Origin of the sequence: Pseudomonas sp. PvP028 (assembly GCF_017832255.1) — a bacterium.
Lineage (GTDB): Bacteria > Pseudomonadota > Gammaproteobacteria > Pseudomonadales > Pseudomonadaceae > Aquipseudomonas > Aquipseudomonas syringae.
In genome coordinates this window covers 5164603-5177149 of the sequence record NZ_JAFIBL010000001.1, presented here as the reverse complement: position 1 = coordinate 5177149, position 12547 = coordinate 5164603, and the positions used below count along the sequence as shown (strand labels likewise).

Genomic DNA, 12547 nt, shown 5'->3' with positions numbered 1-12547 from the left:
ATTTTTCTGGGCAAGGGAAGCAGGCATGAACCCATCAATGGCTATCTACGAGCGTGAGTCGAATGTGCGTTCTTATTGTCGCGACTGTGACGTTGTGTTTGCGACGGCGCAAGGCGCAGTGATCGAAGACGTCGAGGGGCGACAGTTCATCGACTTTTTTGCGGGGGCCGGATCACTGAACTATGGCCACAATAACCCGCGTTTGAAAAAAGAGCTGTTGGACTATATTCAGCAGGACGGTATCACGACCACCCTAGACTTTCACAGCGCTGCGAAGTCTCGGTTTATCGAACAGTTCGAACGGATTATCCTCACACCGCGGGGAATGAACTACAAACTGCAGTTCACTGGGCCCACGGGGACCAATGCAATCGAGGCCGCCTTGAAGCTGGCCCGCAAGATCACCGGACGCACTTCCATCGCTGCGTTTACCCATGCATTTCACGGCGTCACGCTGGGCTCGCTGGCGCTGACCGCCAACGCCGATAAAAGAGCCGTCTCTGGCGTAGAGCTTTCAAATGTCGTTCGGCTACCTTATGACGGATTTCTGGGGCGTGACATTGACAGCGCGCATATCATTGAAACGATGTTCTCCTCAGCAGGCGCAGGTTTCGAGCCGCCGGCAGCCATTATTCTGGAAGTTGTGCAGGGCGAGGGCGGTTTGAATTGCGCGCGTCCGCAATGGTTACAGAGAATTCAACGGCTGTGCCAGGCCTCAGGCGCGCTGCTGATCATTGACGATATTCAAGCCGGTTGCGGTCGTACGGGCACGTTTTTCAGTTTTGAATCTGCCGATATATCCCCCGACATCATTTGCCTTTCGAAGTCCATCAGCGGTTATGGTCTGCCGATGTCACTGGTGCTGATAAAGCCGGAGCACGATCAGTGGGCGCCCGGTGAACACAATGGCACCTTTCGTGGAAACAACACTGCATTCGTGACGGCTGCGGCGGCACTGAGCTATTGGCAAGACAACGCGTTCGAGCGCTCGATTGCGCAACGTTCCGCCGTCCTGCGCCTTGCACTGGAAAAAATAATTGCTCATTCACCCCCCGAGGCTGTCCGCATTGTCGGGAGAGGGCTGTTTATGGGATTGAGATTTGGCAACTCACGGCGCGCGAGCAGACTGTCTGCAGAATGCCTGTCCCAAGGTCTGCTTGTGGAAACCTGTGGTCCCTTGAATGAAGTGCTCAAGCTGATGCCGCCACTGACCATCGATCTGCCTGTATTAGAGCGCGGACTGGACATCTTGAAACGTGCCTACCTTTCTACCTTACACAACGAATCATCGCGAGGGATTGCCTGATGGATTTAATGGTTGGAGATACCCGTACATTGTCTGCCCGTGCGTTGGGCGATGAGTTCATCCTGCAAGAGCTTGCACAATTAAGAGACGAACTGATACAGCAGGTTTTCGATCATCCTTTTCTGGTTCAGTGTCGTGCGGCAAGCATGCCGATAGACCGGCTGAAGAACTTTCTCGTGCAACAAGGAAAATACAGCCGTTATTTCACCCGGTACATCTGCCAGTTAATGAGTCATCTTGAGGGTGATGAAGATATTCTGGCAGTGTTCGAAAATCTTTTCGAAGAACTGGGTTTTGGTGAAGTCGCCGAACCCACTCATTCGGCTATCTACCGTGAGATGTTGTGCTCCTTCGACCTGAACCTGGAGGCGCACGCCACGCTTCCTTCCACGCAGCACCTCATCGATACAATGATGAACTTCTGCAAACAGCCCAATGGTATTTATGGACTCTCGGCGTTGTGCCTGGGGGCTGAGGCCATTGTTCCTCACCTGTACAGTGACATTGTCACTGGCTTCTCGGGTCAGGGCGTTGCTGCAGAGAGGCTCAGGTTTTTCACGTTGCATATCGAATGTGACGATGGTCACGCGGACACCCTGTTGGCGATTCTGTCGCGTCTGGTGATGGAAAAACCGACTCGTTTTGAAATAGTCCGGCACGCCGCCGTCATGATGATCAAGGCGCGACTTGAGTTTCTCGATAAACTTTGAGGTGAGCATGAATAACCCTACTTTTTCTTCCGGTGATTTCGTGCATGTTCCCGCCAGTCTGGCCGTTGGCGAGGACGTGGGCACGCTGTTACATGAAGGCGTCAGAACAACCACGCTGGACGCGTTCAGCAAAACAAGAAAGCACGAAGTTCATGTTGTCGACCTGCCGTCCAGGTCGATAAGCATGACGTTCGGTGCGCTGCAGCCGCTGCAAGGGTCGGGCCTGCATCGGCATAACTATGAAACCATCATCTATATCATTTCAGGCACCGGTTTTTCGATGGTAGGAGAGACGCTCGTTGCCTGGACAGCTGGAGACGCCGTTTATATTCCCGTCTGGCGTTGGCACAAACACGTCAATACATCAGAGGACGCAGAGGTCACGTACATCGCCTGTGAAAATACGCCTCTGCTGCAGGCGCTTGGCGTCGCGTTGCGGGAGGAAGCTTCCTGAAAGAAGCTCGGTATCCGTGCCGCGGAGGGGAGTCTGGGCGTACCGAAGTTTTCATCCGTAAATGAACGGTCAGAAAGATGATCGGGGCACAGAAAATCGATTCAGCCCGCCGTTTTTTAACCCTATTTCCTCTGATGCTCAGGAATACTTTGCGAATACCCGCCAAATGGCCTAACTATAGAGGGAAGGAAAGCCGGGGTGCAGTGGGAAAACCCCGGAGCGGGAAAACACCCGGTTGGCAAAGTCGACCATCCGCTTTGCACCGGGTAAACAGGGAAAACGGATGTCTCGAATCTTTGATGTTGATACGCACCTTTGGCGCACGTTCAAATCGGTGAGCGAAACTCGAAGTATCACGCGGTCTGCGGTTGCGCTGTGCAAAACTCCACCAGCCATCAGCATGCAGATAAAAAAGCTGGAAGCACTTCTGGAACTGAAGTTGTTCGTCAGAGGCGACGACGGTTTTCGGCTGACGGTCATTGGCGAAGAAGTATTGGCGGCCGCTGAAAAGATTCTCGCCATGCATGACAATCTGTTCCGCTTGAAGAACAAGAACCCTGATAGCGAATTGCGTCTGGGCATGCCGGATGATTACGCACTCTTTTTCCTTCACGGGATTGTAAAAGCCCTGTCTCGATCAAACCCCGATCTCAAGATAAAGCTGGTCTGCAAGACGTCGTCGTTCTTGATAGACGACGTCGACCAGGGTCGACTGGACATGGCCGTTGTCGCAGTGCCGGAATCTCGGGTCATGGAGCATTCTGAATACATCAGGCGTGAAGAACTGCACTGGATCGGCGATGCCAGGCTGATCAGGGCAGGGCATCCGATACCGTTGGTGCATTTTCCCGATGGTTGTATATGCCGAGAGGTCTCTGTCCAATCCTTGCAGTTTGCCGGGATGGCGTCCGAGATACGATTCACCTCAGAGTCCAATTTTGCCGTTTTCAATGCCATCAGTGCCGGTGTAGGTATCGGCGTGGGCGAGTTATCACTCATTCCGGGCGATACGCCTATTATCACAAGCTCGCTGCTTCCCGCCTTGCCCGCCATACGGATGTCTGTACTCTCCAACAACGATCGCATTTCCAGAGCTGTCCTTTCCAGAATAAGCACTAGCGTTGTGAGGTGCGTCAATGCTGTCTGCGAGCAGAATATCCTCGGAAAAACACGCCCGGAAAATGCCTTTGCTGTTGGCGCTTTTTGACACGTTCAGCTCCCGTGCCTGAAATCCGGCTGCGAATCAGCACGTCATCAGAACTGTCGCTTTCCTGATAAACTATCGGCCTTTCCCGATTGACCGCGTCTCTGCGTGCGGGCCACTGTGTGGTCCCGCGCATCGCTCGATTCAATTGAGCCATTTTCTCACTGGCCGCCACTCAATGATGCATGTTGTTGAGGCCAGCTAAGGGATGGCGATAACCCGCCGCGTAAAAGACCAATCCACATGAACATCGAAAACAACGAAGCCTCAGCAAACATAGGCGATCCGGTTGCAACAGTGTCTCGCCGCTTCTCCGTCGCGCCGATGATGGACTGGACCGACCACCACTGCCGCTACTTCATGCGCAAGCTCTCAAAGCACGCCTTGCTCTACACCGAGATGGTCACCACCGGTGCCTTGCTGCATGGCGACCGTGAGCGGTTCCTGCGGCATGATGAAAGCGAGCATCCGCTGGCATTGCAGCTGGGTGGCAGTACGGCGGCGGATCTGGCTGCGTGTTCGCGTCTGGCGCAAGAGGCGGGGTATGACGAGGTCAATCTGAACGTCGGTTGCCCGAGTGACCGGGTGCAGAACAACATGATCGGCGCGTGCCTGATGGCGCATCCTGAGCTGGTGGCGGATTGCGTGAAGGCGATGCGCGATGCGGTCGGTATTCCGGTCACGGTCAAGCACCGGATCGGCATCAATGGCCGTGACAGCTACGCCGAGTTGTGTGATTTCGTCGGCAAGGTTCAGGAGGCGGGTTGCCAGAGTTTCACGGTTCACGCGCGTATCGCGATTCTCGAAGGGCTGTCTCCCAAGGAAAACCGCGATATTCCGCCTCTGCGTTATGACGTGGTCGCGCAGTTGAAGTCTGACTTTCCTGACCTGGAGATTGTGCTCAACGGCGGCATCAAGACGCTGGAGCAGTGCAGTGAGCATTTGCAGACGTTCGATGGAGTGATGCTGGGGCGTGAGGCTTATCACAATCCTTATTTGCTGGCGAATGTGGACCAGCAGTTGTTCGGCAGCACGGCGCCGGTCATCAGTCGTTACGATGCGTTGGAGTCGATGCGGCCGTACATTGCGGAGCACATTGCCAGCGGCGGCAACATGCACCACGTCACCCGGCATATGCTCGGTCTGGGCCTGGGTTTCCCTGGCGCGCGACGCTTCCGTCAGTTGCTGTCGGTTGACATACACAAGGCCGAAAATCCCATGCTGTTGCTGGATCAGGCCGCGGCGTTTCTGCAGGGGCATTGATCGCATGTGCCGTGCGTTGATCTGAGCTGAATCAAAGGAACCGCTTATTCCAGTAGCGGCGTTATCGGGCTGCGGTTATGTTGAGCGCATAACCCAACAAGGAAAACGCCCATGCACAAAGTCCTGGTTCCTTTCGACGGCTCCGAGCACGCGATGCGTGCCCTGGGCTATGTCATCGAGTTGTCTGGCGAACTCACCAAGTCGCTCGAGGTACATATCCTGAATGTGCAGGCCAGCCCTATCGATTACAGCCTTTATCTGGCTCCCGACATGATTGATGGCGTCAAGGCCGGCTTGACCAATGAAGGCAAGCGGGTGCTGGCTGATGCGGTTGCGTTGTTGACTGCTGCTGGTGTGCCGTTTCAGGCCCACGTCGATCTGGGCAACGTGGCCGAACAGGTTGAGGCCGAGGTCAAGCGGCTTGGCTGTGACGCGGTGGTGATGGGCACCCGCGGGCTCGGTAACTTTGGCGGCTTGCTGCTGGGCTCCGTGGCCACGCGGGTGATCCACGAAGCATCGGTGCCGGTGACGCTGATCAAATAATCACTGCTGCGCCAGCGTGCGCGGCTGGCGCAGTAGTTCGATATTTTCCGCAGGCACCAGCTCGCGCAGCGATTTATACAGTGCGCGGGTTTCCAGCAGGTTCCAGATGCGCAGCATGGTTTCCAGGGCATCCAGCGGCTTGCTGATGAAGTCCCGCGCGCCCAGCGCCAGCGCGCGCAGGCGGGTATCGCGCGTTGCGTCGGCGGTCAGCACCATGATCGGCAGGTAGTCATTGGTCGGTATGCGCCGGTTGAGCTGTTCCAGTACCGCGAAGCCATCGAATTCGGGCATGTGCAGATCGAGCACAACAAGGTCGGGCTCGAAGCTGTTGAACAGGTCCAGCGTGCGCAACGGCTCGGTGCTGCTCAGGACATTGGTCAGCCCCTCGCGGGCAAGCAGTTGCTCCATCAGATCAAGGTTGGGCCGCTGGTCATCGATGATCAGAATGCGGAAGTCGCCGGTCATGTGGGCTCCGGTAAATACTGGTCCAGGAGGGCAAGGAACACTGGCACCTGGATGGGTTTGATCACAATGGCCGTGGCGCCGGCCTGTTTCAGTTCGCGATGGGCTTTATCACTGGTGTCGGCAGTGATCATCAGCACGGGCGTGTGGGCGGTGGCCGGCAAGTGGCGCAGACGTTGCAGCACCTCAAGCCCCTTGATGTCCGGCAGGTTGAGGTCGAGAAGAATCAGCTGTGGCGCATGCTGGCGCGCCAGGTCCAGCCCCAGTTGGCCCTGCATGCTCGACAGCAACTGGATACCGGGTCTACGTTGCAGCAGCGTTTCAATCAAGGCCATGCTCGACAAATTGTCTTCGATGCACAGCAGCTTGCCATGATAGACCGGGCGGGCAGGTGAGCGTGCATCAGGCTTTATCTCAAGGGAAGTTTCAGCTTGACGGGGCAGTTTAGCGGCAGGCGGCTGCACCCGCACAAACGGCAGCGCCAGTATGAACCGGCAGCCTTCGTCCGGCGTGTTCTGTACGGACAGTGTGCCGTGCATCATCTCCAGCATGCTTTTGCTCAGCGCCAGTCCCAGCCCGGTCCCTTCGACACTCGGGTTGGCGTCCAGGCGTTCGAACGGTTTGAACAGCTGCCCGATACGCTCTGGCGCAATCCCGTAGCCAGTGTCCACTACGCTGACCGTCACCTGCTCGGCGGTCTGCTCGATTTCAATCCGCACCTGGCCGGCGGGCCGGTTGTATTTGATGGCGTTGGACAGCAGGTTCAGCAACACCTGAATCAAGCGCTGGCGGTCAGCCACCACGCCGATCTCGTCAGGCAGGTTCGGCAAGGGCTTCAATTCGATGTTGGCGTCGGCAGCCATCGGCGAGACCAGCACCAGCGCTTCTTCAAGCACGCTCGACAGGGATACGGGCTCGAGGATCAGGGAAACATGCCCGGCTTCGATTCTGGCGATGTCGAGCACTTCATTGATCAGCTTCAGCAGATGCTGGCCCGCCCGCAGAATATGACCGATTTGCGGGCGCTGGCTGGCGGGGGAGTCCATGTCCAGCAACTGGGCAAAGCCCAGAATCGAGTTCAGCGGCGTGCGCAGTTCATGGCTCATGCGCGACAGGAATTCACTTTTGGCCCGGCTGGCGCGTTCGGCTTCCTCGCGCGCAGTGCCCAAGGCAATTTCGGCAACGCGACGATCACTGATGTCACGGGTGATCTTGGAGAAACCGCGCAGCTCGTCATTGCTGTCGTATTGCGCGGTGATCACCACACTGGCCCAGAAACGGCTGCCATCCTTGCGTTGGCGCCAGCCTTCTTCGGTATACCGGCCATTGACGGTGGCCTCATGCAGCGCCATGTCGGGGTGTTGCGGACACTCCTGCTGCAGATAGAACACAGAAAAGTGCTGGCCGATGATCTCCTGCTCCGTGTACCCCTTGATACGTTCGGCCCCTGCGTTCCAGGTGGTGATGTAGCCGTTGCGGTCCAACGCGAAGATGCCGTAGTCCTTGACGCCTTCGATGATCAGCCGCAAGCGCTCTTCGTTGTCGCGCAGAGCGCGTTCGCGTTCGGCGAGCAACTGACCGGCTTCGACCAGCCGGGTACCGAGCTGGCCGATTTCATCCTTTTCAGGCGGCTGGGGCAGCAGCGGATGCCCCAGCGCCAGACGCTGCGCGTTGCGTTGCACCTGATGCACCCTGGCGACGATGCCCTTGGACAGCATCAGCACCGCAAGGATGGCACCGAAGATTCCGCAGGCCGCTGCCAGCAGGGTCGACAGCAGCAGGCGCTCGCGGGTGGCTGCGGCAGCCTCGGTGCGTTCGGCGAGCAGCGCGTCTTCACGCTCGCGCATGATGCCGATGCGTTCGCGCAACTGGTCGAGCACGTACTTGTTTTCGATCAGGATGCGGGCGACGGTTTCCTGATCTTGCCTATTCATTGAGCGCAGTTTTCCCAGGCCTTCGACCTTGGTGTTGATCAGCGGCTCGATGGCTTTCAGGTGTTCGCGCATCTGCCCGTCACGCACATTGGTGTTGAGCCGCGTCAGCGCCGCCTCGATCAGCGGTTGCGCGTTGAGGTAGCCAGGCAGGAAGTCTTCCCTGTGAGTCAGCAGATAGCCACGTACGCTGGCCGCGCCTTCTGCGATCTGGGTGTGGAGGGTCTGGATGTCGCCTTGCACGAGCAGCACACGCCGTACATCTTCCTCCGCCCGAGCGGTCTGGCGCTCGGCGATGTAAATCAGCACCAGCGAGAACATGAGAATCGTCAGTGGCAGCGAAATGGCCACCAGCGCCTTGCCGCGTAGCGGAAGGTCTTCCCAGCGACTGCTGGCGTGTGCCGTCATTGCCAGTCGCTCGTCGATTGACTCACCAGCCCCAGTGCAACACCGCGTACTGCAGCCTGCGTGCGGTCCGAGGCGCCGAGTTTGCCGATGACCTTTTCCACGTGGGCCTTGGCTGTGCCGGTGGTGATGCCAAGCTTTTCGCCTATTTCCCGATTGCTGAAGCCGCCCGCTACCAGGCCGAGTACCTGGCGCTCACGCGGGGTGAGGGTTTCCGGCAGGGCTGCGCCACTGGTGTTGCGTTCGGTCATGCGCCGCAGCAGGCGCGCGCTGACGGCGCTGTTCAGTGCCTCTTCACCACGCGCCACCCTTTGCAGGCCGTCGATCACTTCGTCGCGGCTGGCATCCTTGAGCAGGTAGCCCACGGCACCCGCACTGATCGCAGCCTCCAGGTGATCGGTACTGTCGTCCATGGTGAAAATCACCACTTTCAGCCCCGGCATGCGCTGTTGGAGAATCCGCGCAGCGCCCAGCCCGTTGAGCACCGGCATACGAATGTCGAGGATGGCGATGTCCGGTTGCAGTTCCAGGCACAGATCGATGGCTTGCTGGCCGTCGGCTGCCTGACCGACCACTTCGAATTCCGGATGCCCCGCCAGCAGCGAGACGAACCCGGTACGCGTCACTTCATGATCGTCCGCCAAAACCAGTCGCACAGTGTCAGTCATGTCATTGCCTTGTCTGCGGTAAAAGGAACGATGGCGCGCAGTCGGGTGCCGTGCCCGGGCCGACTGACGCAGGTCAGACGGCCGCCGAGCAGGCTGGCGCGCTCCTGCATGGCCACCAGGCCCAGTTTCTGGACGCCTTTGCCATTAAACGGTTTTTGGGTGATGAAACCACTGCCGTTGTCTTCCAGCAGCAGTGAAATGTGCTCGTCACTCAGTTCCAGGGCCAATTCTACGCGGCCGGCACTGGCGTGTTTGAGCACATTGTTGATGCCTTCCTGGGCAATACGGAACAGGGCGATTTCCAGGTGGCTGGGCAGGCGGGTCAGGGAGCGCGAGCGCCAATGCACCGCGACTCCCGCTTCGCGCAACCGGTCGGCTTCCTTGTCGACCGCCTGCAGCAGGCCGAAATCGTCGAGCACGCTAGGACGCAGACCGCTGATCAGTTGTCGACCTTCGCCCACGCAGTGCTGCGCCAGTTTGAGAATGGCCTGCAGATCGGCGTCCAGTGGCGCAGGCAGCGCCGGACAGCGACCGGCAAAACCCTGCAATCGCTGGTGCAGACCGGCCAGGGTCTGAGCCAGACCATCATGCAGGTCGTAGGCCATGCGTTTGCGCTCGTCTTCCTGAGCGGTGAACAACTGGCGGACCAGTTCGGACATGGTCTGCTCTCTGACCACCAGCGCGTCGAGCAGCCGATTGTTTTCCAGGTGCGCCGCCAGCAACGTCGCCAGCAATTGCAGCGACTCGATGTCTTCGTTGTCCGGCGCATTGATGCCCACGCTGTTGGCCAGCAGCAAGGTGCCAAAAGACCCTTCGTCGGCGCCGCGCAACGGTAACAGCAGCATGCACGGCAGGTCGGCTGCGGGCCGCTCCAGCCATTGCGGGCCGATGGCCAGCGGGTCGGCAGCGGTTTCAAGCGTGGCGAGGCGTTCTGCACTGCCATGGCTGGCGGTGGTCTGCACACCGTTGTCGGCACTCCATTCCAGCAGCAGGCCATGGTCCATGGCTACGAATGCGCACGCGCGTTGCAGCACGCACTGGCGCATGGCCTGAGGTGGCAGATGGGTCAGCTCCTGACCGGTATCCACCAGCAGGCGAAGACGTGCGGCGCGGCTTTGCGACTGGCGATACTGGTTACGGATGGCCAGTGCGCTTGCCGGATCATGGGGAGGACTTTGCATGGGGTGCTCCAGCGAGGGTTGATGCCCGCGCGGGCATAAACAGAAGTCAGGCTATTAGAACTGTATCAGGAGGTGACGCCTATCTGCCGATCGGCATACACAGTTAACCCCGGTTGGCCGATGGCGAGCCGTGGCGGGGAGGGCAAAGTGGCAATCACTGAATCCCTGAACAGATCCCCGTAGGAGAGTAGCGATGAAAACGAAATTGACCGCCCTGGCCCTGTTGCTGGCTGTAAGTGCACCGATGGTTCACGCTGCTGCCGAGCCGTCCGGCTACACCTACCGCATGGTGGCCGAGACGCCAAACAATGTGAACGACAAGGAAATCGCCGGTCTGTTTGATCGCTGGAACAAGGCCCTGCAAACCGGAAACTCCACTACCGTCGCATCGTTGTACGCGTCGGACGCGGTCCTGCAGCCTACGGTCTCCAACAAGGTGCGTGCCACTCCGGCAGAGATCAAAGATTACTTCGATAAGTTCCTGGCGCTCAAGCCGGTTGGCGAGATCAACTACCGGGAGATTCGTCGCCTGGGGCCTGATGCCGCAGCGGACAACGGTGTTTACACCTTCACCCTGACGGCGCCGGACGGCAAGAAGACCAAGGTACAGGCACGTTATTCGTTCCTCTACCACCGCGTCGGCAACGAGTGGAAGATTCTCAACCACCACTCCTCGGCGATGCCGGAAGTGCAGCCTGAGTATCAGGTCAGCCGCTGATCTGTCGTCTGCCAGGCTGAAAACAAAAATCCGGAGCCAATGCTCCGGATTTTTTTGCCTGCCTGAACCGCTCGCAATCAGGCTTCAGCCTGGGCGCCATTGACCTTGCGGCAATGAATCAGCGCATCGCGGATCATGAAGTTGACCAGCGTTGGCGACACACCCAGTTCCTTGGCGATGTCTTTTTGCGGCACGCCGTGCAGGCGGTACATCTCGAACGCATAGCGGGTGCGGGGCGGCAGCTCGGTCAGGGCGTCGGCAATTTTCTCCAGGCTGGAGAAATTGATATGCGAGATTTCCGGCGAGGCACCCTGAATCACCACGTTCAGCCCCTCGGCCTCGGGGCCGGTGTATTTCTGTTCCAGCGCCTGTTTGCGGTAATGGTCGATGGCCAGGTTGCGCACGATCTGAAACAGGTAACTGAGCTGTGCCTTGAAGGTCAGCGTGGCCTGCGGTGCCGAGCGCAGTCTGAAAAAGGCATCTTGTACGACGTCTTCGGCGCGCGAGCGGCAGCCCACGATGCGGGCCGCAATCTTGACCAGCAGCAAGTAGTTATCGACGAATGCCTGGAGTAAGGGTGAGTCGCACTTACTTGTGATTACGTGTTCCGTCATGGAATTCACCTTGCTGCTTCAACAATGGAGGGGAGGGCCGCATGAAAGAGGCAGCGCCGTCACATGGGGCGACAAATTAGCCTTAATGATAATTATTGTCAAATGCGAAAGCCAATCAGCGCACTTTAAAAGGGCGTTTTTTTCGTGCCTGTCCCCGCCGCGTGCATCCGCCTAATTATTTGCAGACGCCATCCGTTCTCATTGGTGACAGGCCCGACCACGGTTGCGGCCAGGGAATACCTCAGGAGAACCCCATGCGTTTCGATCACGCGCATCGCCGCTTTTACATCCGCGCCCACAGCCGGACGGTTTCGATATGAGCACGCCGGTGAGCCTGACGCTGTTCTGTCTGCCTTATTCCGGGGCCAGCGCGATGTTCTACAGCCCCTGGCGGCGCAAATTGCCGGAGTGGCTGAACGTGCGCCCGCTGGAGCTTCCCGGCCGTGGCATGCGCATGGACGAGCCCTTGCAGACCGACATCGTGCAGCTGGCCAGTCATCTGGCCGACGAGATCAGTGCCGACCTGGACAAGCCCTATGCGCTGTTTGGCCACAGTCTGGGCGGGCTGCTGGCCTTTGAGCTGGCGCACGTCTTGCGCGAGCGCGGCCTGCCTGCGCCGCTGGCGCTGTTCGCATCGGCGACTGCCGGCCCGGTGCGGCGCGATGTCAGCGAATACGCCACTGCGAAGACTGATGCGCAACTGCTCGACCGATTGCGCACGTTAAAAGGCACCAGCGAAAACGTCATCGCCAACCAGGAGCTCATGCAGTTGATGCTGCCGATCCTGCGCGCCGATTTTCTGCTCTGCGGCAGCTTTGTGTACGGCAGGCGCGAGCCGCTCAGCGTGCCGATCCATGTATTCGGCGGCAAGCAGGACAGCATCAGCGTCGAGCAACTGCTCGACTGGCAGGAAGAGACCTGCACCGGCTTCTCTCTGGACATGTTCGAGGGCCATCACTTTTATCTGGTCGACGAGCAAACGCAGCTGCTCCGTCTGCTGCGACGCTATTGCGAACAGCACCTGACACGCTGGCGCAACAGCGCGTCACGGCACATGAACCGGGCCGCCGGTTGACCCTGTTTGCTCC

At 58.6% G+C, this 12547-nt stretch carries 13 protein-coding genes; 8 read left to right on the top strand and 5 right to left on the bottom strand.

Annotation, left to right across the window (positions count from 1 at the left end; all coding sequences use genetic code 11):
* Positions 1-37: 37 nt before the first annotated feature.
* From ectB to JOE34_RS22005, 6 genes are all read left to right on the top strand, one after another.
* Positions 38-1306 (top strand): diaminobutyrate--2-oxoglutarate transaminase, encoded by a 1269-nt coding sequence (gene ectB / locus JOE34_RS22030; protein ID WP_024959242.1) that lies wholly within the window; start codon positions 38-40, stop codon positions 1304-1306.
* Positions 1306-2016, top strand: coding sequence for an iron-containing redox enzyme family protein (locus JOE34_RS22025; protein WP_010426077.1), 711 nt, complete (start codon positions 1306-1308; stop codon positions 2014-2016). The genes ectB and JOE34_RS22025 overlap by 1 nt, the downstream gene beginning before the upstream one ends.
* 7 nt (positions 2017-2023) lie before the next feature.
* Positions 2024-2470 carry a cupin domain-containing protein gene (locus JOE34_RS22020; protein WP_046265812.1) on the top strand — a complete coding sequence of 149 codons (447 nt, stop codon included), beginning with the start codon at positions 2024-2026 and terminating at the stop codon, positions 2468-2470.
* Between the two features lie 235 nt (positions 2471-2705).
* Positions 2706-3677: a LysR family transcriptional regulator gene (locus JOE34_RS22015; RefSeq protein ID WP_229699104.1), complete on the top strand. Its 972-nt coding sequence runs from the start codon at positions 2706-2708 to the stop codon at positions 3675-3677.
* A 240-nt stretch (positions 3678-3917) separates the two neighbouring features.
* Complete coding sequence (gene dusA / locus JOE34_RS22010; RefSeq protein ID WP_046265814.1) at positions 3918-4937, top strand: tRNA dihydrouridine(20/20a) synthase DusA; 1020 nt, start codon at positions 3918-3920, stop codon at positions 4935-4937.
* A gap of 111 nt (positions 4938-5048) precedes the next feature.
* Positions 5049-5480: a universal stress protein gene (locus JOE34_RS22005; protein WP_003315056.1), complete on the top strand. Its 432-nt coding sequence runs from the start codon at positions 5049-5051 to the stop codon at positions 5478-5480.
* Here the strand turns inward: JOE34_RS22005 and JOE34_RS22000 are convergent, their stop codons facing one another.
* From JOE34_RS22000 to JOE34_RS21985, 4 genes are read right to left on the bottom strand one after another with little or no spacing between them, the layout of a single operon-like run.
* Positions 5481-5945, bottom strand: a complete 465-nt coding sequence (locus tag JOE34_RS22000) for a response regulator (protein ID WP_003346434.1) — start codon at positions 5943-5945, stop codon at positions 5481-5483. It abuts the gene before it with no gap.
* Positions 5942-8281 (bottom strand): ATP-binding protein, encoded by a 2340-nt coding sequence (locus JOE34_RS21995; protein ID WP_004418354.1) that lies wholly within the window; start codon positions 8279-8281, stop codon positions 5942-5944. Before JOE34_RS21995 ends, JOE34_RS22000 begins: the two co-directional genes overlap by 4 nt.
* Positions 8278-8946: a response regulator transcription factor gene (locus tag JOE34_RS21990; RefSeq protein WP_003423535.1), complete on the bottom strand. Its 669-nt coding sequence runs from the start codon at positions 8944-8946 to the stop codon at positions 8278-8280. The genes JOE34_RS21995 and JOE34_RS21990 overlap by 4 nt, the downstream gene beginning before the upstream one ends.
* The gene (locus JOE34_RS21985; RefSeq protein WP_024663056.1) at positions 8943-10127 is read right to left on the bottom strand and encodes a sensor histidine kinase; all 1185 of its coding nucleotides are present in this window, start codon (positions 10125-10127) and stop codon (positions 8943-8945) included. Before JOE34_RS21985 ends, JOE34_RS21990 begins: the two co-directional genes overlap by 4 nt.
* Before the next feature lie 193 nt (positions 10128-10320).
* Here JOE34_RS21985 and JOE34_RS21980 point away from each other — a divergent pair, with 193 nt between their 5' ends.
* Positions 10321-10845 carry an SgcJ/EcaC family oxidoreductase gene (locus JOE34_RS21980; RefSeq protein ID WP_004404772.1) on the top strand — a complete coding sequence of 175 codons (525 nt, stop codon included), beginning with the start codon at positions 10321-10323 and terminating at the stop codon, positions 10843-10845.
* A 77-nt stretch (positions 10846-10922) separates the two neighbouring features.
* Here the strand turns inward: JOE34_RS21980 and JOE34_RS21975 are convergent, their stop codons facing one another.
* On the bottom strand, positions 10923-11459 hold the full coding sequence (locus JOE34_RS21975) for an RNA polymerase factor sigma-70 (protein WP_003319375.1): 537 nt from the start codon (positions 11457-11459) through the stop codon (positions 10923-10925).
* A 316-nt stretch (positions 11460-11775) separates the two neighbouring features.
* On the opposite strand from JOE34_RS21975, the gene JOE34_RS21970 reads away from it, so the two are divergent.
* Positions 11776-12534 (top strand): alpha/beta fold hydrolase, encoded by a 759-nt coding sequence (locus tag JOE34_RS21970; RefSeq protein WP_046265816.1) that lies wholly within the window; start codon positions 11776-11778, stop codon positions 12532-12534.
* Positions 12535-12547: the final 13 nt, after the last annotated feature.